Source organism: Lancefieldella parvula DNF00906 (assembly GCF_000758945.1).
Taxonomy (GTDB): domain Bacteria; phylum Actinomycetota; class Coriobacteriia; order Coriobacteriales; family Atopobiaceae; genus Lancefieldella; species Lancefieldella parvula_C.
Window position 1 is genome coordinate 1 of sequence record NZ_JRND01000035.1, and the last position, 18553, is coordinate 18553.

Annotated in this window: 14 protein-coding genes; 5 read left to right on the forward strand and 9 right to left on the reverse strand. The window is 45.6% G+C overall.

The features are described from left to right. The first annotated feature begins 221 nt into the window (after positions 1-221). Both gpmA and HMPREF1647_RS06415 read left to right on the forward strand, forming a co-directional pair. Entirely contained in the window at positions 222-983 is a 762-nt protein-coding gene (gene gpmA / locus HMPREF1647_RS06410; protein ID WP_035433192.1) for a 2,3-diphosphoglycerate-dependent phosphoglycerate mutase, read from the forward strand. A 590-nt stretch (positions 984-1573) separates the two neighbouring features. Then, positions 1574-2998: a DHA2 family efflux MFS transporter permease subunit gene (locus tag HMPREF1647_RS06415; RefSeq protein ID WP_035433194.1), complete on the forward strand. Its 1425-nt coding sequence runs from the start codon at positions 1574-1576 to the stop codon at positions 2996-2998. A gap of 95 nt (positions 2999-3093) precedes the next feature. Here the strand turns inward: HMPREF1647_RS06415 and crcB are convergent, their stop codons facing one another. The 4 genes from crcB to aspS are packed head-to-tail and all read right to left on the reverse strand — an operon-like array spanning position 3094 to position 8962. Then, positions 3094-3465: a fluoride efflux transporter CrcB gene (crcB, locus tag HMPREF1647_RS06420; RefSeq protein ID WP_035433196.1), complete on the reverse strand. Its 372-nt coding sequence runs from the start codon at positions 3463-3465 to the stop codon at positions 3094-3096. A gap of 9 nt (positions 3466-3474) precedes the next feature. Continuing rightward, a complete protein-coding gene (locus HMPREF1647_RS06425; RefSeq protein WP_035433198.1) occupies positions 3475-5295 on the reverse strand; it encodes an ABC transporter ATP-binding protein in 1821 nt (606 codons plus the stop codon). Beyond that, positions 5288-7090: an ABC transporter ATP-binding protein gene (locus HMPREF1647_RS06430; protein WP_052039175.1), complete on the reverse strand. Its 1803-nt coding sequence runs from the start codon at positions 7088-7090 to the stop codon at positions 5288-5290. Before HMPREF1647_RS06430 ends, HMPREF1647_RS06425 begins: the two co-directional genes overlap by 8 nt. 45 nt (positions 7091-7135) lie before the next feature. Further along, positions 7136-8962, reverse strand: a complete 1827-nt coding sequence (gene aspS, locus HMPREF1647_RS06435; RefSeq protein WP_035433201.1) for an aspartate--tRNA ligase — start codon at positions 8960-8962, stop codon at positions 7136-7138. Positions 8963-9208: 246 nt separating this feature from the next. Between aspS and HMPREF1647_RS06440 the strand changes: the two genes are divergently transcribed. Together HMPREF1647_RS06440 and HMPREF1647_RS06445 are read left to right on the forward strand one after the other, a co-directional pair. After that, complete coding sequence (locus HMPREF1647_RS06440) at positions 9209-9859, forward strand: HAD family hydrolase (protein ID WP_035433203.1); 651 nt, start codon at positions 9209-9211, stop codon at positions 9857-9859. A gap of 162 nt (positions 9860-10021) precedes the next feature. Beyond that, a complete protein-coding gene (locus HMPREF1647_RS06445; RefSeq protein ID WP_035433205.1) occupies positions 10022-10330 on the forward strand; it encodes a hypothetical protein in 309 nt (102 codons plus the stop codon). Between the two features lie 168 nt (positions 10331-10498). Here the strand turns inward: HMPREF1647_RS06445 and HMPREF1647_RS06450 are convergent, their stop codons facing one another. The 3 genes from HMPREF1647_RS06450 to HMPREF1647_RS06460 all read right to left on the reverse strand — a co-directional run bounded on the left by HMPREF1647_RS06450 (position 10499) and on the right by HMPREF1647_RS06460 (position 13862). Beyond that, on the reverse strand, positions 10499-12094 hold the full coding sequence (locus HMPREF1647_RS06450) for a 4Fe-4S dicluster domain-containing protein (RefSeq protein ID WP_035433207.1): 1596 nt from the start codon (positions 12092-12094) through the stop codon (positions 10499-10501). A gap of 84 nt (positions 12095-12178) precedes the next feature. Beyond that, a complete protein-coding gene (locus tag HMPREF1647_RS06455; RefSeq protein ID WP_035433209.1) occupies positions 12179-12919 on the reverse strand; it encodes an RluA family pseudouridine synthase in 741 nt (246 codons plus the stop codon). Between the two features lies 1 nt (position 12920). Then, positions 12921-13862, reverse strand: coding sequence for a LysR family transcriptional regulator (locus HMPREF1647_RS06460; RefSeq protein WP_035433212.1), 942 nt, complete (start codon positions 13860-13862; stop codon positions 12921-12923). Positions 13863-13907: 45 nt separating this feature from the next. Here HMPREF1647_RS06460 and HMPREF1647_RS06465 point away from each other — a divergent pair, with 45 nt between their 5' ends. Beyond that, positions 13908-15413 (forward strand): Na+/H+ antiporter NhaC family protein, encoded by a 1506-nt coding sequence (locus HMPREF1647_RS06465; RefSeq protein WP_262363829.1) that lies wholly within the window; start codon positions 13908-13910, stop codon positions 15411-15413. Between the two features lie 66 nt (positions 15414-15479). On the opposite strand, the gene HMPREF1647_RS06470 is transcribed toward HMPREF1647_RS06465, so the two are convergent. Then, positions 15480-16133, reverse strand: coding sequence for an ABC transporter ATP-binding protein (locus HMPREF1647_RS06470; RefSeq protein ID WP_035433215.1), 654 nt, complete (start codon positions 16131-16133; stop codon positions 15480-15482). A 2-nt stretch (positions 16134-16135) separates the two neighbouring features. Beyond that, a complete protein-coding gene (locus HMPREF1647_RS06475) occupies positions 16136-18301 on the reverse strand; it encodes a bacteriocin-associated integral membrane family protein (protein ID WP_035433217.1) in 2166 nt (721 codons plus the stop codon). Positions 18302-18553 lie beyond the last annotated feature (252 nt).

Consider the following 18553-nt stretch of genomic DNA (forward strand, 5'->3'; position numbering starts at 1 on the left):
GAACTACCTCCCATTTCTTATGTCCAAGAAATGGGAGGCAGTTCAAAGTTGGCACACGCGATATGCAAAATCTTTTAGACATTGATTCGCACGTATTTTTCGGTGTGCGGTAGAATATTATTCGCAAGCGTTTTGTCTTGCACCTGTATGTAAAGTATTGCCAAAAACTTGGTGTTTACCACGTATGGTGCACAAAGTTTGACGCGTAGAAAGGAAGCCTAATGGCTGAAGATCAGTACATGCACCTTGTTATTGTTCGCCACGGTGAGTCTGAGTGGAACAAGCTCAACCTGTTCACTGGTTGGACCGACGTTGACCTTACCGAGACTGGTCACGAGGAGGCAGCAGCTGGCGGCCGCGCTCTCAAAGAGGCTGGCTATGACTTTGATGTTTGCTACACCTCTCTGCTCAAGCGTGCTATTCACACTCTGAATCATGTTCTTGATGAGCTTGACCGTAACTGGCTTCCTGTTCATAAGACTTGGCGTCTGAACGAGCGTCACTATGGTGCACTTCAGGGCCTCAACAAGGCTGATGCAGCTGCCGAGCACGGCGAGGAGCAGGTAAAGATTTGGCGTCGTTCCTTTGATGTCCAGCCACCAGCTCTTGAGCCAGGCGACGAGCGCGATCCTCACGTTCAGGAAATGTTCCGTGATGTTCCAGCAGAGGATCTTCCTTACACCGAGTGCCTAAAGGACACCATTGCACGCGCATGGCCTTACTTTGAGCAGGAGATCAAGCCACAGCTTGAGGCAGGTAAGCGTGTTCTTATTGCTGCACACGGCAACAGCCTTCGCGCTCTTGTTATGCAGTTTGAGCACCTCACTCCAGAAGAGATTCTTGAGGTTAACATCCCAACTGGCATTCCTTGCGCATACACCTTTGACAAGGATTGGAACATTGTAGACAAGCACTATATTGGCGATCCAGCTGTCATCGAAGCAAAGATTAACGCTGTTGCAAACCAGGGTAAAGCTAAATAAATAGCTTGCTAGCACGCAATATTGATAAGCAGAACGGGGTGGTTTAAGCCACCCCGTTCTTCTAACTTAAGTTGAGCAAATCGCTGCTTATATTTTTCTATTCAAATCATCAATAGAATCCTGTAAACCATCAAGTTTCTTAAGATAGCGAGAAAGCCAAATAAAAGCCCTTCGTCCACAGTAAAACATGACGGATAAGATTAGAAAAAGAACAATAAGAATTATTATCTCTGGTGCTCCCATAAACTCATACTCCTAAATAATCAAAAGCCCACTATTGAGGTAATTCATTCATATTCAGAAATATCACTCCACAGGGCATTTGATTTAAAACAAAGAAATTATTAGAACCTAGAAATTTCATTTTTAGATGGTAGATATGTTCTACTGGCAATAAAAGAACTAGACATCTTCATCACCTCTTTAAGTTATTTATACCACTTATTTACTCCAATAAAAAGAAAAAAATAACTTATGAAATGAGATTCTCTATAAACAAAAGCATATTAAAAACTCAACGAATACGCCCACAGTATTAAAACCTGCTTTGAATAGTGTTACGATGTACCGCCGAGAAAAGAAGGGATTAAATGTTTAAAAGAGAGCTCAACGCAAAACTTGTTCTTTCTGTAATTGCAACAGGAATTATGTCCTTCTCGGGAGTTGTCGTAGAAACCGCCATGAACGTGACGTTTCCAACGTTAATGGAGGAATTCTCTATTGGCACCTCAACGGTACAATGGATGACCACCTCGTACCTTTTGATTCTTGCCATTATCATGCCTATGTCGTCGTATTTAAACAGACGATTCAAAACTAAAAGTATCTTTACCGTGGCCATGATCTTCTATATCAGTGGCATTCTCTGCGGATTTGCTGCTCCAACGTTTATGTTATTGCTGCTTGGCCGTATTTTAGAAGGCATTGGCACCGGTCTAGCGCTACCACTGATGTTCAACATCATCACCGAACAGGCTCCACTTAAAAACATGGGTGTCATGATGGGCATCGGCATGCTAGTTACCGCCGTTGCACCTGCAGTAGGACCTTCAGCTGGTGGCTGGATTGCAGAGCATCTTGGCTGGCGAATGATCTTTGCCGGACTTCTCCCCTTCTTGATTGTGGCGTTTATTCTGGGAATTAGTTCAATCCAACAGAGCCATGAGACTGAAGTGATTTCTTTTGATGTCTTTGGCTGGCTGCTGCTTACCGTAAGTTTTATTGCGCTCATCTTTGTTATTGACGAGTCCAGCGCGTTTGGCCTGCTTAGCATTCCTGTTTTGCTCGCAATTATGATTTTTGTGGGCTCACTTATGTTCTTTGTGCGTCACGAAAACTCCTTTAAACACCAGGAGCAATCTAATAAATCTACAAAAATTCCTATCATTAACCTTGAGGTATTTAGCGAGAAGGGCTTTGTGCTCTCGCTCTTTGCTATTGTTGCTCTGCAATTTATTATTCTTGGTCAGTCGTATCTTCTGCCTAACTTCTCCCAGCTAGTACTAGGTGCAGGCGCTACCGCAGCAGGAGCTCAGATGTTGCCAGGCTGTGCTATTGGCGCAGTTATGGCACCAATTTCTGGTCAGATTTTAGACAAGCTGGGCGCTAAAAAGCCTATTGTTACAGGCATTCTTTGCTGCCTTACCAGCATGCTCCTTTTGCTGCTCTTTGTTCACCAGCTTACCGTAGAAATGATTACGTATATTTTTACTATCTTTGCCATTGGCCAGGCGCTTCAGATGGGAAACAATTTTACGGTAGCTCTAGGACATCTACCAGAAGACCGCAAGGCAGATGGAAATGCTGTTATCAACACACTGCAGCAGCTCTTTGGCGCTATGGGCACCAGCGTTATTTCTGGCGTTGTAGCGGCTTCTCAGCTTGGAGCTACAGACTTAGCTACAAGCACCCTTGCAGGAGCTCAGAATGCACTCTTTGTACTTGTGTGCGTAGCTTGTATCCCTCTTGTTACCATGGGAATCGTGCTCTTTGTACTGCCTAAGATAACAAAATAAAACGCAACTGCGGTATTTAAAAGAAAGCAAATTAAAAAGCTAGGTATCCAAAAGAAGGATATCTAGCTTTTAATTTAGACGATTGAATAATCAAGCTACGACACAATAGCCGATAATTTCAATCCAATAAACACAGCAACCAGGCACGTTATAACATTGATCGCAATATTCACACCTGCGGCAGTCCAATTACCTGCTTGAATAAAGGTCAACGTTTCATTTGAGAAGGTTGAGAAGGTCGAAAGTCCTCCGCAAAGACCCACGGCTAAGAATAGTTTTACCTGTGGTTGAAGTGGACTTGCAAGGTCAAGTCCCGTCACAAAACCAATAATCAAACCTGCAACAACATTTGCAGCAAACGTACCAACTGGCAGGTTAGGAATCCACTGTTTAAAGAGGACGCCCAACTGCCAACGACCTAAACTACCCAGCGCTCCACCAAGAGCCACAGCTAACGCTTCAAACATAAAATGCCCCTACTCCAGCTCACGCGAGCCCGTATACAGCTGATAATACTCTCCATGCTTTGCAATAAGCTCATCGTGAGTACCGCGCTCAATAATGCGGCCATGCTCCAGAACCATGATGGCATCAGAGTTACGAACTGTAGACAACCTGTGAGCAATCACAAAGACAGTACGGCCCGCCATTAGGGCATCCATGCCCTTCTCGATAAGTGCCTCAGTACGCGTATCAATACTGGAAGTTGCCTCGTCCAAGATAAGCACGGGAGGATCGGCAATAGCAGCACGCGCAATTGCCAGAAGCTGCCTCTGACCTTGGGAAAGGTTAGCGCCATCTGAGGTAAGTACGGTGTTGTAACCACGAGGCATACGGCGGATAAACTTATCTGCGTTTGCGATTTTTGCTGCAGCAATAACCTCGTCATCAGTGGCGTCTAACTTACCAAAGCGAATATTGTCCGCGATGGTACCCGTGAACAGATGTGTGTCCTGCAAAACAATGCCCAATGAGGACCTCAGCGCAGATTTCTTGATGTCGTTGATAGGAATGCCGTCGTAGGTGATGGTTCCACTGCGAACATCGTAGAAGCGGTTAATAAGGTTGGTAATAGTCGTTTTACCAGCACCAGTTGAGCCGACAAACGCAATCTTTTGGCCAGGCTTTGCAAACAGCGTGAGATTTGCAAGAACCGTCTGATCATCGTCGTATCCAAAGGTTACGTCATCAAAACGGACGTCTCCGGCAAGAGGAGTTTTCTCGCCAGACGGTGTGACCCAAGCCCAGGACTCTTCTCCTGACTCATAACCACTAACGCGGACCAGGTCGACCTTGCCCTCATCAACCTCAGGAGTCATTTCCATAACCGCAAAGATGCGCTCGGCACCGGCAAGAGCGGTAAGCAGGAAGTTGGAGAGCTGTGTGAACTGGTTGAACGGCATGGCTGCCTGGCGAACAAAGACCAGGTAGGATGCAAGACTTGCAACATCCGCGTGTCCGTTAACCGCAAGCAGTGCGCCAACCACGGTAACCACAGCGTAATTGATATACGTCAACGAGACCGTGATAGGGACCATAGTTGCTGCATACGCCTGTGCGTTTGTTCCAGAGTGTCTGAGCTCTTCATTAACCTTTTGGAAGTCAGCAAAGTTGGCATTCTCGTAATTAAAAACTTTAACCACCTTGAGGCCAGAGATGGTTTCTTCAGCAAAGCCGTTAAGAACGCCAAGACTCTTCTGCTGCACCGAATAATGCTTAGCCGAGCGCTTACTTGCGTAACGCGCATATATCACAATTAATACGTCAAAGAGGATAGTGATAAGCGTCAGCTGCCAGTTAAGAACAATCAGCAGCACAAGTGTGCCAACCATCTGGATAAACGCCAAGACAAGATTGGCAAAACTGTTATTAAGCGCTTCTGAGATGGTATCCACGTCGTTGGTAAAGAAACTCATGATATCGCCGCGGGTACGGCGGTCAAAGAACCTCAGCGGCAGCGATTCAATGTGCTCAAAAAGGTCTCGTCTGATGTCAAAAACAATCCTCTGAGCAGCACGAACCATAATTTGCGTGTAACCAGCACTGGTAAGCGCGCCAATTGCATACACAACTGCTGTAAATACAATGAGGTTGGTAAATGCGTTTACGTCTCCCCTGCCCACTGCAGCAACAACAGGCTTAATCATGTAGGTGCCCAGAAGCGCTGCTAAACCACTTATAGAAACAAGAAGTGCCACCAACATAAGACGCTTCTTAGCATGACCTAAGTACGAGACAAACACTCTAATGGTATGTCCGATGTTTTGAGGACGTGCTCCTCCTGTGCGATTAGCCATGTGACACCTCCTTACCAGCAGCATCAATGTCCGATTGACTACCGCCAATCTGCGACTCATAGAGTTCTCTATAGATAGGGCTCTTGGCGAGAAGTTCTGTGTGAGTGCCAGTCATATGAACCCTACCGTTATCAAGAACGACAATCTGATCTGAGTCCATAACTGAGTTCACACGCTGGGCAATGATGATTTTTGTCATGTCAGCAAGTTCGGCAAGCCCTGCACGAATCTTTGCGTCAGTTGCGGTATCAACTGCACTGGTAGAGTCATCAAAAATGATGATTTTTGGCTTCTTCAAAAGCGCACGCGCAATACAAAGGCGCTGCTTCTGGCCACCAGAAACATTGACGCCACCCTGACCAAGGTCTCCGTCCAAGCCGCCAATCCTGTCAAGAAACTCATCAACGCATGCAATAGAACATGCGTGAAGCAGTTCCTCGTCAGTAGCGTTGGGATCTCCCCAGAGCAGGTTGTCGCGGACGGTACCGCTGAACAGCACATTTTTCTGAAGGACAACAGATACTGCGTCACGAAGTGAAACAAGATTGTAGGAGCGGACGTCATTCTCGCCAACAAATACGGTGCCTTCAGTAGCATCGTACAAGCGTGCAATCAGCTGGATAAGAGTGGTTTTTCCGGAGCCGGTGCCGCCGAGAATACCAACGGTAGAGCCTGGCGCAAACGAGAGATTAATGTCTTCAAGGACATCCTCTTCAGCGCTCTGGCTGTACTTGAAAGATACGTTTTCAAAACGGACCGCGCCATTCTTAACGTCAGTCAAACCGTGCTCTGGAGACTCAATAGCGGGCTCCTCGGAAAGAATTTCTCCGATTCGACGCACACTGGTAATAGCTCGAGCAGTAAGCAAGAACACGCCAGAAATCATCATAAGAGAGTTCATGATAAGCAGCACGTAGCTCATGAAGCCCGTAAGCTCACCAACACCCAGTCTGCCAGCCATAATCATCTGGCCACCAAACCAAAGAATAGCCACATTAGTGACGTACATTGAAGCCTGGAAAATAGGCAGGTTTAAGACGGATGTTCCAAAGGTCTTTGTAGCAGTCTGTGCATACTGGGTATTAACTTTTTCAAAGCGCTCAGAGACATATCCTTCTCGGACATATGCCTTAATTGCACGCACTGCGGCAAAGTCTTCCTGCAGTGCCTCGTTAAGCTTATCCATTGCGCCTTGCATAACACGGTACAAAGGGGCAACGCGCTTCACAATAAAGAAGAGTGCAATGGCCAAGAAAGGCAGTACAGCAAAATACACTACCGCCAGCTCTGGGCTCATAATAAACGCCATAACCAAGCCCATGACCAGCATAATTGGTCCACGCATAAACGGGCGCGTACCCATTGCAAAGGCGTTCTGAATGATAGTAACGTCTGACGTCAGTCGTGTGACCAGAGAGGATGAATCGTATTTATCAAGATTTGCAAAAGCAAACTCTTCCATACGGCGATACTCATCTTGTCTGAGTTGAGCGCCCAGTCCCATAGCTGCTTTTGCTGAGTAGCGTGCATAGCCAATACCAGCAAACATGGCGAGAAGAGCAAAGACAACCATAACGGTGCCGTTTATAAAAACAGTCTGAAGGTTGCCCTGCAAAATACCCTGGTCAACAATTTGGGCCATGAGTACAGGAATCACTAATTCGAGTAGGGACTCTGCAAACACGCAGAGTCCCGACATAACAAAGTCCTTTTTATACGCGCCAAAATGGTCCAAGATTACCTTTAACTCAGCGCGAGCAGATGGAGCTATTTCTTCTACAGAAGTATCATTCATCGTTAAAACACCACGTACCTTACTGTCTTGCGTTGCTTAGTTTGCTTATACCTCTTTTGGAAGCGTTTGAAGCGAAACCTCCTTGAGCTGCTCATTAGAAACAGGCGAAGGAGCGCTGGACATCAGATCAGAGCCAGAAGTAGTCTTTGGAAAGGCCATGACGTCGCGGATGGAATCAGCACCTGCAAGCAGCATGCATACGCGGTCAAGACCAAGTGCAAAGCCGCCCATTGGAGGCGCACCAAACGTCAGAGCCTCCATCAAGAAGCCAAACTGAGCCTTTGCGCGCTCTTCAGTAAAGCCGAGTTTCTCCAGAATCTTAAGCTGCAGCTCAGCGTTGTGGATACGCATTCCGCCGCCGCCAGCCTCAAAGCCGTCCATAACAAAGTCGTAGGTATACGAACCCATAGCCAAAGGATCAGTGTCCAAAAGATCAAGCTCATCCTCACGAGGAAGCGTGAAGGGCTGATGTTCAGAGGCATAAGACTGAGTCTCCTCATCCCAGTGGAACAGTGGGAAATTAACAACCCAGAGGAAATCATGACCTTCTCGTGGTACATCCAGGACTTTTGCCATATGCAGGCGCATACCACCAAGAATCTCATCTGTCTCCAGGCGGCCGCCCACAGCAAAGAGAATCAAGTCCCCTGCCTCAGCAGACATCTCTGCACGCAGTGCCTCAAGCTCTTCTGGCGAGAAAAACTTGGTAATAGGGCCTCCCACGGAGCCGTCCTCTTTGAAGGCGACCCATGCAAGTCCCTTGGCACCAAAGCCGGCGGCCACCTCGGCAAGCTTATCTACCTGAGAGCGTGGCCAGGTGCCTGCATCCTTAACGTTGATTGCCTTGACGTACTGGCCATCAGTTGTTGCGGCAGAGCTAAAGAGTTTAAAGCTGGACTGCTTGAAGACCTCAGAGACATCGTGGAGCTCCATACCAATGCGGGTATCAGGCTTATCGGAGCCGTAGGTATCCATTGCGTCCCAGTACTGAATCTTGCGCAGTGGAGCTGGGAACTCAATACCCATCTTTGCAAATGCATCACCCAGAATATCCTCAAGCTCAGCCATGACATCTTCCTCGCGGACAAATGCCATCTCCATATCAACCTGTGTAAACTCAGGCTGACGATCTGCACGAAGGTCCTCATCGCGGAAGCACTTAGTAATCTGATAGTAGCGCTCAATACCGCCAATCATCAGCAGCTGCTTCAACAGCTGTGGAGACTGTGGAAGCGCATAGAAGTTTCCGCCCTGCATTCTGGATGGAACCAGGAAGTCACGAGCGCCCTCAGGAGTAGATTTGAACAGTGCCGGAGTCTCTACCTCGGTAAAATCACGCTTATGGAATGCCTCACGAAGCGCAAATGCAAAATCAGAACGCATACGAAGATTCTGAGCCATCTGAGGACGACGCAGGTCAACATAGCGGTACCTCAAGCGAAGGTCCTCGTTAACGTCAATGTGGTTCTCAATCTGGAATGGTGGAACAGCGCTGGTGTTAAGAACCTCAATCTTTGAAGCAAGCACCTCTACCTCACCGGTAGCAAGAGCCTCATTGGTCTGACCTTCAGAGCGATGCTGAACCGTACCGGAAATCAGAACAGGCCACTCAGGACGAATAGTCTCTGCAGTTGCAAATGTTTCTGCATCAACATCTGGGTCAAACAGAATCTGGGTCAAACCCTCGCGGTCACGGAGGTCAACAAAGATTAGGCCACCAAAGTCACGACGACGCCAAACCCAACCAGTGAGCGTAACGGTCTGACCGATATGCTCTGCACGAAGCTCTCCGCAGGTATGCGTATGCATGCTGTGCAAATCAGCAGCTGCGTGAGCGGAATAATTCTGGGGGTTTTCTGAGGAACAATCCATTTTTATCCTTTCGTCTTTGCTTCCCTGTGCCAAATCGGAAAGCGCCTTCAAGACGGCAAAAACGTGTAGACGGCACGTCCTTGCTCATAGATTAAACATTGTACTCTCCAACGTTTAGTCGAATCCTCTCAATCTAAACTTAGTGGAGATTCACGAGGAATAAATAACTTACCGTCACACTTTTACGCTAGACTGAAATTGATACACATGAGCCCTCTCATAGGGCGAGAAGAACTTGGAGCTTTCATGGCCTATAAAGCCGCTATATTTGATCTAGACGGAACACTTCTGAACACTGTTGTTGATCTTGCTTGGGCAACAAATTACGCTCTTGAGCAGTTCAATATGCCTTCTTATACCGTTGATGAGGTCCGTCAAATGGTAGGAAACGGCGTTGCAAAGCTTATCCGCGATGCCGTGCCAAAAGGCACCGATGATGAAACATACCAGCGTGTACTTGCGTGTTTTAAAGAGCACTACGCTGACCATAGCTTGGATAACACAGCTCCTTATCCCGGCATACTTGATGCGGTTGATACGCTTAGGGCTGCAGGCGTTAAGTGTGCCGTTGTCTCAAACAAGCCAGACTTTGCCATAGCAGATTTAATGAGCAATTTCTTCCCAGGTAGATTTGACTTTGCGCTGGGCCAGCGAGATGACCTTAAAAGAAAGCCTGATGCCGAGCCTGTCCATTACGCCCTTGCTCAAATTGGTGTTGACCCTCAAGACGCTGTCTATATTGGAGACTCTGAGGTTGATGTTGCAACAGCACGCAACAGTGGCATGCCTTGCATTAGTGTTACCTGGGGATTTAGGGATAAAGAAACGCTTCTAGCTGCAGGTGCCACCATACTCTGCAATACTGCAGATGAGATGGTGCAAGAAATTCTCAAATAGTAGCACTAAATTTGCAACCATCCGCTCATTGCCGTTGAGCGAGAAAAAACGTCCGCTTGCCTATGCCTCTCAATTCATCTGAATAAGCGTATTCGGAGGGCGGTATAGTCAATAAAAGTGCGTCCATAATTTGCGCGCAAGCGACGTGGAAAGGATTGCATCATGGGCAAGAAAAGTTCTGAGGTTCTCCAGATTTCTTACGAAGACCTGGTAGAGTACCTGCACAGTAATCACTCTGTGTACATGCAAGTCGGACACCAGGTTTATTACCTCACTGATGTCAACTTTGAGGCATGGAGAGCTCAAGACACCAGCATCAGAAACTCAAAGAACCACTTTGTAGATTGTTCTGAATTAGTTCCTACGCTAGACGAATTTCTCGCGCTTCCTTTTATTAATGGAAAAACCATTAAAGACGTTTTTGCACATGCAACGTTCTATGCATCCATGAAAAACGAAAAATCTGAGTAATTCAAATTAATCAACTTTTTGTTGACTATCTCTCAGCTAAAACTTAAAGGATCTGTTAATCGCAGATCCTTTTTTATTACCTGGTAGATTGCCTTATTGGGCTACATTTCTCATAAAAAACGCCGATGCAGCGCACCGGCGTTTTACGTTTGATTTGAGAGAACGTGACTACTCAACAGGCTTCTGAACCTCAAGAACCTCGGCAATCTCAACCTCAGCAGAAACGGTGCCTGCAAGCTCTGAAATAAGATCGTTGTATTTATTCGCAGAAGCCAGCTCAGAAGAAGCGGTCTTTGCGTAACGCTTAACTGCTGCGGCTGCACGGTTAACGGCACTCAGGGTGCCAGCGCCACCAACGCATCCTCCTGGACAAGCCATACCCTCAAGAAGATAACCTGGATATTTACCCTTAACAGCATCCTTGAGCATGGCTCGGCACTCAGCAAGGCCATCAACAGCCATGATAGGTACTTCTTTATCAGGGTACTTCTGGTGGATGACGTTTACTACGGCACCTGCTACGCCGCCAGCAACTGCAAAGGCGCGACCGTCATGGGAGGCGTTTTCAAAGTCGGAGTTGTCATCATCAAGCTTGGTGTAGTCAATGCCCTTAGACTCCATCATTCCTGCAAGCTCCTCAAAGGTCAGAACAAAATCGACCTCGGACTTAACGGAGCGACGCAGTGCCTCAAGTTTCTTAGCGGTGCATGGTCCAATAAAGACAATCTTGGACTCTGGATTTTGTTTTCTTACCAGACGAGCAGTCAAAACCATTGGGGTGAGTGCCATAGAGATAGCATCAGCATGCTCTGGATGCTCTTTTTTAGCCATTGCAGACCAGGAAGGGCAGCAGCTTGTTCCCATAAAGGGAAGCTTCTCTGGGACTTCTTTGACAAAGTCTTCTGCTTCCTGAACAGTACAGAGGTCAGCACCGGTTGCTACCTCTTCTACCTCGGCGAATCCCATCTCCTTGAATGCCTCACGAAGACGACCAACGCTACCCTTGCCAAACTGACCAACAAACGAAGGAGCCACAATCGGAACAACGGTGTAACCCTCATTGATAGCCTGAATTACCTGGAAAATCTGGCTCTTATCGGCAATTGCGCCAAAGGGGCAGTTGACCAGACACTGGCCACAAGATACGCACTTCTCGTAATCAATATCTGCACGACCATGCTCATCAGAACCAATAGCATCCATACCGCAAGCGGCTGCACAAGGACGTACGTGGTGATGAATTGCCTGGTAAGGGCAGACCTTGAAGCACATGCCACACTGAATGCACTTCTCCTGGTCAATGTATGCCTTTTTGTCTACGAAGCTAATTGCCTCTTTAGGACAAATCTCTCGACAAGGGTGCGCAAGACAACCTTGGCACGCGTTGGTAACGCGATACACGTTGTCCTCGCAGGCGTTACACGCAAACTTAACGATGTTAATCAGCGGTGGCTGGTAATAAACCTCAGGTCGAGAGGCCTCTTCTAGGCCGTCAGAAATTTTTTCTGGCTGATCCACGCCCTGCATAGGCATGCCCATAGTCATGCGAATGCGCTCGCCAACAATAGCGCGCTCCAAGAAGACGCTCTCACGATACGTAGCAATATCACCAGGAATAATCTTGTAAGGCAGCTCTTCCATCTGGCGAGCAATTTCATCAACGCTCTTATCTGCTTTTTCATACGCAAGCGTTGAAACTTCTTTAAATACCTTCCTGCGGATTTCAGTCAGGTTGGTATAGACACCTCGCATTGTGCCAGGCATTTCTCCCCCTCCTCGTTCACTTTATGCACGTCTGGGTAACGTATCCGCACAAAATGAATGTATGTCTCTACCACAAAGTATGTACTATAAGTCCACCTCGGTGACACCAAAATAAGAAAATCGCTCTGGAATATCCGTTTTAATCACAATTTTTGCGCCCGTGACTGGATGAATAAATCCAACGCGATATGCATGGAGCATTAACGACTGCGGTCTATGTTTCTTTTTTGCTCCGCGCTGCAGAGATGATACGCTTCCATACAGCGCGTCTCCTACCAGAGGAAATCCAAGTGACGAGAGATGCACTCTAATTTGATGCTTTCTTCCTGTCAGCAAATTGACCAGTAGCAAGCTTTGAGTTTGACTTTGCGCTGATGAAGCAACCTTAATAAGGCGCACCTCCGTTTGAGAAGGTTTGCCTGTTGCTGAGACCCTCATCTTCTGAGCGTCATGCCGATCTTTTCCAATTGCCTTATCTATCAGCAGTTTATTTGGTTCAAATGCTCCTTTAACCGCTGCAAGATACTCTTTGGAAAGCTCCTTGGAGGCAATAAGCTGGTCAAACTGCGACTGCGTTTCTTTTTTGAGCGAGAAAAGCACTATGCCCGTAGTCTCCTTATCAAGGCGATTCAGAGCTTGGACCTGGGAAAGATCTACCTCTCTTAAGCCCTCAAGTGCACGGAGTTTCTCGCAAACTACATCGGTTAACGAGGTTTCATTGGTGCCGTCTGCATGAACGATAATTCCCGCAGGTTTATTTACGGCAAGCAGATACTCATCTTGATACAAAATCTCAAGATTACTGTCAGTCTGAGGCGCATCCATGCTACTCACCTCGCTTAACCACATACCGCTGCTCAGAAAGCACCTGAGCAAATGACTCAATTGTGCTCCACACATGATCGGTGCGTCGCCAAGCAACACTGACCGAATATGACATCTCTTTTCCTAGCTCAATAATGTGAAGACCAGATGTTTCAAAGTCGTAGTAAGAAGATGCCACCAGCTCAGATGGCAAGAAGCACGCGCCAACACCTCTCATGGCAAGCGCCAAAAGCGTCTCGGAGTTTCTGGACATGACCTTGATGGTAGGAGAAATGCCCGACGCCGCAAACGCATGGCGAGCAAAACTACCTGCAATGTCTCGCTTACCAACCGTTAGGAAAGGACATGCCTCCAAAGCCGTGAGCTTTCCCGTCTTTTTGACTTGCGAGACAACCAAGTCAACCTTATCTGCATACAGAGACTCAAGAAGCGCTTGAGAGACAACCAGAACGATCTTCTCGTCAAACAGTTTTTTAACAACAAGGTCATATGATGTGGAATTGACGGTTGCAACAATCAAGTCAAGTTGGCCTTCGGACAGCCACTCAACTAGCTCGTCATTCTCGCCCTCGTCAAGCTCAATGGAGATGTTTGGGTGCAGTTTTTGGAAAGCGGCGATGGAGCGCGGCATGATGATGTGGCCTCGTGTGGCGGTGACACCAACACGCAGGCGACCTCGCTCATTGCCTGCAATATCAAGAAACTCCTGATCCATAGCGCGACGCTGTGCTTGGAATTTGCGCGCATACCGCAAGAACTCTTCTCCTGCAAACGTTAGAGATAGCGGAACCGTACGTTCCAGCAGCTTAGAGCCAAGTTCTTTTTCTGCAGCAGCAATATTTGCCGAGAGCGTTTGCTGCGTTACACTTAGGCGCTCAGCTGCCTTGGTGAAACTCTTTTCTTCTGCAACAGCAACAAAATAATCCATGGTCTGAAAGTTCATTTTTTGCTCCCACTATATTACAAAAATTACTTGTAATTATAACCATTGAAAACAGTTGGACTTCAACTTCTTAGTTGTCTACTCTATTTACACAAGAAATTCGTTTGGAGTGGATGCATGGTAGAGCTAATAGTACTAAGTGCCTTTGCGGTGATGCTCATCGTAGGTACAGCCCTATCTTTTCCCCTTACATATATCTTGACCATTGGTTTCTTCCTCTTTTTTGGTTACGGACTTTCTCGTAAAATCTCCGCAAAAAAGCTTTTATTAGCAGCTTTTGAATCTGTCTGGGAAGTTAAAACAATCATTGCACTGTTTGCTGTGGTTGGCGCTATGAGTGCTGCCTGGCGTGCAGCTGGAACTATTCCAGAAATTGTCAGCATTTCTGCTTCACTTATTTCTCCGTCTATCTTTATTCTTGCAACATTCTTACTCTGCACCATGATGTCCATGCTTCTGGGTACCGCATTTGGTACTGCAGCAACCATGGGCATCATCTGCATGTCTATTGGCAAGGCAATCGGGGCAAGTGAGTTCTTTATTGGTGGCGCCGTTCTTGCAGGTAGCTACTTTGGAGATCGTTGCTCCCCTATGTCTACCAGTGCAATTCTTGTTTCACAACTTACCGATACCAATCTATCCAAAAACATTAACCGTATGCTTCGAACCAGCGTAGTGCCTTTTATTGCCGCATGCGCTATCTATGTAGCGTGGGACTTCTTTATGGCAAACACGGGAACTATCCCCGATGTCACTGGTCTTCTCAGCCGCTCCTTTAGGCTCTCTTTAATTTCACTCACACCAGCACTTCTTGTGATTGTTTTTTCGCTTCTTAAGGTTGATGTCATTGTTACCATGGCTTCCAGCCTGATACTTGCTTGCATTCTCTGCGTTACCATTCAACGCGTCCCTCTTGCCGACCTGCCAGTCATTCTGCTCTTTGGTCTTCGTGCTCCAGGCGCTACCGTTGCAAACATGGTGAATGGTGGCGGCGTTTTTTCCATGATGAACGTCTTGACGATTGTCACCATTTCTTCAAGCTACGCTGGTCTTTTCCAGACAACTGGTCTGCTTCGCCGTATGTGCCAGCTGGTAGCCGACCTTTCCGATAACTCCACGCCTTTCTTTGGCGTTCTGATTACCAGCATGTTTACCTCAATGGTTTCTTGTAACCAGACCTTGGCTATTATGCTGACAAACGACCTGTGCGAGAACGCAGAAAACTCTTCCAGTGCTCTTGCCTTGGATATCGAGAATAGCGCTGTAATTCTTGCTCCACTGGTACCGTGGTCCATTTCAAACATCTCGGTGCTCTCTGCAATTGGTGCACCTTCTATGAGCCTTCTAGCTGCAAGTTTCCTCTACTTGCTGCCTCTTTGGACTCTGGGAATTTCTCTGTGGCTCCATCGCCGCCCAACAAAAATTGACGGTCATCGTGCTCGTTGGCTTGGTCTTACCTCTGACGATGTTCGCAGCTGCTCATGGCCTCACGTGCAGGACGAAGATACAACGGATGCGACTACAAGCCTTCCTGCTGTAAAAGTTGCCTAAGACCGAGCTGTTTAACGCTCCTAATTCACATTGCTAAGCTAGGTGTGTTTTACGCCGTTAATACTTCTATTGATGCTTTGGTAATTCAATAATTCGATCACAACGCTGAGCAATACCCATATCATGTGTGACCATAAGAAGCGTTTTATGGTTTGCGTGAACGGAATCTAGCAAACTGTCTATAACAATAGTGGCCATGGCCTTATCAAGTGATCCGGTTGGTTCGTCGGCAAGGATTAAATTACCTGGCTTGATCATTGCTCGAGCAATTGCTACTCTCTGCTTTTCTCCACCAGAAAGCTCATTTACAACCGCATCGAACTTCTCGCCAATCCCATAGTTTTCCAAGGCAGTTCTAATAAGACGCTCCTGTTCCTGCTTTGAAAGCTTGGTGTATTGAAGCGCTAATAAGAGATTTTTGCTTACTTTCCAGTCATTAATGAGAGCAAAAGATTGGAATAGATAATTAATCTCTGTACGCCTCATAAGTGTTGCTTTTTTACTATTGATTGAAGGATATGTTCTTCCCTCAAGCTTGATTGTACCTGAATCTAATGTCTCGAGAAGACCGATGATATTAAGAAGCGTTGATTTTCCACACCCAGAAGGGCCCACGAGAGCCACTGACTCTCCACTTTCTATCTCAAATGAAATGTTATGAAGAACTGTGTTGCTTCCAAATGACTTATTGAGAGCATCTACCTGTAGAAATGTTTTCATAACTACTCCTTAGAGAGATTCTCTAGAACAATTCGCATGGTGCTTCTATTTGCAGAAATACTGATAGTCAAATTGGAAATCAATAACATCAAGCAGCCCATTATTATTCCAAGAGTTGAACCTATGACAATCATGCAAAGTGTTCCAACAAGTGCAATAAGATTCACTATGAGGAAAATATTTATGTATTGCTTGTAAATGCCAAATCCCAACATGCATTCAACAGCAATTTTTCTCTCATGTAATCTCTGAACAATTGAAATCATGCTTATTTGAATCACCGTTATTGCTGCAAACATAAGCACAATTACAACACCGAATAAGAGGAAGAGCTCCTGCAGAGATTTTCTGTAGTCTTTTATAAAGCTCTCTATCGAACTGAACTGTGTTCCAAAACCATCATCAGAGAGCTCTACAACACCGCTGGAATCCAACAAATTTGCAGCGGCCTCAGGTGATAACTTTATGTAACTATTATCAAGCCCCGTAGCCACTAAACTTTCTGATTCAGTAGGAACCATGTTATTTGACGTTACCACTTTGATTACAACATTTGTACTTATAGAAGGGCTGTCTATATTTGTTGACCAGGTAAAAAATCCCCCACTAGCATCGTATTCAATAAATTCAGATGAAGGATTTTGCATATAGGGTGTAACAATGTCTGACTCAAATATCTTGTCGCTTCTAGCCACAAGTTCTCTTAGCAGAGATTTTTGCTCTTCTGAGTACGAGCTTGGAACGAGATAAATCCTTGTTCCACTCTCCGCTTTTTTAACTTGTTCATCAGTCAGCGCTACCCCGATTTCTTTTAAATAAGATGGGGATGCAATCAAAACATCAAATGGCTTCAAAATCGATGAATTTACTTTATAGGCATTTAGAGTTGCTTCACCTATTTGATTTACATGAGCAATATACACGCCTGTATCGTGCTCGTGGGTTTTATACCAATCAAATAATTCCTTACTTTTATCCATTGGCCTGCCGTTGAAAAAATTACCTTGAGAAACGTGATTTCGGACAATATACCAATCTTTATATACAGACCAATTTTCTTGAGTGGATAGTAGATTTGAGTACATTGTTATAGGAGCATCCATATACGTAGAACCAGCAAAAACTACTACACAACAAAGTGCATAAATTATCGCCGTTAGAACGTACAGACCCTTTTGCGACAGTCTTCCTAAAATTGCATCTACAGGGCGGATTGTTAGAAGTGGAGCAGCAGAAATTAGTACCGAAACCACAACTACAAGTATTGCTGGCATTGCCGAGGTAAACGTAAACAGTAAAAAACTGCCAGTAATATCAAATCCGGAGCAATTAACCATTGTCCACATAAAGGCTAATGGCAGTAAAACAGCTGCTAAAGCACAATAGAAAAAATAATGGTGAACGACGTAATCGCTCTTACTCCAGCCAAGCATTACGTGGACACCGAGTTTCTTTAATTCTTGTAACGAGTTGTAATACGTCAGTAAACAAAACGATATGCTCAAGATTATAAAAGTTACCCCTGCAACGTAGTAGAACAGTCCAATTTCAACCGCTGATCCTGAATAATTAGTAATAAATTTTTCTTTATGTAGGCCAGTAGCTTCTGAAATCTGATTAGCCAACTCATCAAATTCTTCAGGAGAAAGGCCTAAAACAGCACAAGAATTTCCCAGATTATAGCCAGGAGTAATTTGATCTAATTTGAAATAAACTGAGCCCAAAACATACGGCAAGTCACTAACCTTATTGTTAGTATCCATTCCGTAGCCAAGATATGACTCTGGAGAATGTCCTAGGAGTTCATTGATTTTTTGCCTATTTATAACTTGGGTACCAAGAATATCAAAGGAATCAAAGCTGTTAGCCTCACTACCTGGAGAAGATAGCACGCCAACGGTCAATATCCTAGGCCCTTCAGTAATTGATTCAGTTTTCTTAGTTATAAGAATCATCTTGTGAGTTTGTGCGTAAGACCTAACAACTGACACAAACGTTTCTTTTGTTTCATCAGACATCTGTGAAGTATAAAATTGCGGCTGATTAGAGAGCCAAGAATCGAATTTTCGGGAAGTAAAAATTTCTAAAAACCCTTTTCCCACCAAAAACGAGGAAAGTGCAATTAAGACAACTATGATAGAAACAATGAAGCGGTACGCTCTTTTCATTTAATTCACCCACAATTTCTTTGAATCACAAATAAATGAAGGTACTAAGCAGTATTTACCTATAAATTTGCTTCTACATTACCAGTATGAACTTATGCTGTTCAGATTTAATCGGTCCCATTGATAACTATCGTAAGCGGCTTCTATTATTCTATAAACGGTATTTGCCACCTAAACAAAAACCTCTCATGCCTAGGACATGAACTGCCTCCCATTTCTTGGACATAAGAAATGGGAGGCAGTTCATATGCG

Bases quoted from the DNA above. Each gene is read 5' to 3' on its own strand.
- gpmA (WP_035433192.1), top strand. From the start codon at position 222: ATGGCTGAAGATCAGTACATGCACCTTGTTATTGTTCGCCACGGTGAG.
- HMPREF1647_RS06415 (WP_035433194.1), top strand. From the start codon at position 1,574: ATGTTTAAAAGAGAGCTCAACGCAAAACTTGTTCTTTCTGTAATTGCA.
- crcB (WP_035433196.1), bottom strand. From the start codon at position 3,465: ATGTTTGAAGCGTTAGCTGTGGCTCTTGGTGGAGCGCTGGGTAGTTTA.
- HMPREF1647_RS06425 (WP_035433198.1), bottom strand. From the start codon at position 5,295: ATGGCTAATCGCACAGGAGGAGCACGTCCTCAAAACATCGGACATACC.
- HMPREF1647_RS06430 (WP_052039175.1), bottom strand. From the start codon at position 7,090: ATGAATGATACTTCTGTAGAAGAAATAGCTCCATCTGCTCGCGCTGAG.
- aspS (WP_035433201.1), bottom strand. From the start codon at position 8,962: ATGGATTGTTCCTCAGAAAACCCCCAGAATTATTCCGCTCACGCAGCT.
- HMPREF1647_RS06440 (WP_035433203.1), top strand. From the start codon at position 9,209: ATGGCCTATAAAGCCGCTATATTTGATCTAGACGGAACACTTCTGAAC.
- HMPREF1647_RS06445 (WP_035433205.1), top strand. From the start codon at position 10,022: ATGGGCAAGAAAAGTTCTGAGGTTCTCCAGATTTCTTACGAAGACCTG.
- HMPREF1647_RS06450 (WP_035433207.1), bottom strand. From the start codon at position 12,094: ATGCCTGGCACAATGCGAGGTGTCTATACCAACCTGACTGAAATCCGC.
- HMPREF1647_RS06455 (WP_035433209.1), bottom strand. From the start codon at position 12,919: ATGGATGCGCCTCAGACTGACAGTAATCTTGAGATTTTGTATCAAGAT.
- HMPREF1647_RS06460 (WP_035433212.1), bottom strand. From the start codon at position 13,862: ATGAACTTTCAGACCATGGATTATTTTGTTGCTGTTGCAGAAGAAAAG.
- HMPREF1647_RS06470 (WP_035433215.1), bottom strand. From the start codon at position 16,133: ATGAAAACATTTCTACAGGTAGATGCTCTCAATAAGTCATTTGGAAGC.
- HMPREF1647_RS06475 (WP_035433217.1), bottom strand. From the start codon at position 18,301: ATGAAAAGAGCGTACCGCTTCATTGTTTCTATCATAGTTGTCTTAATT.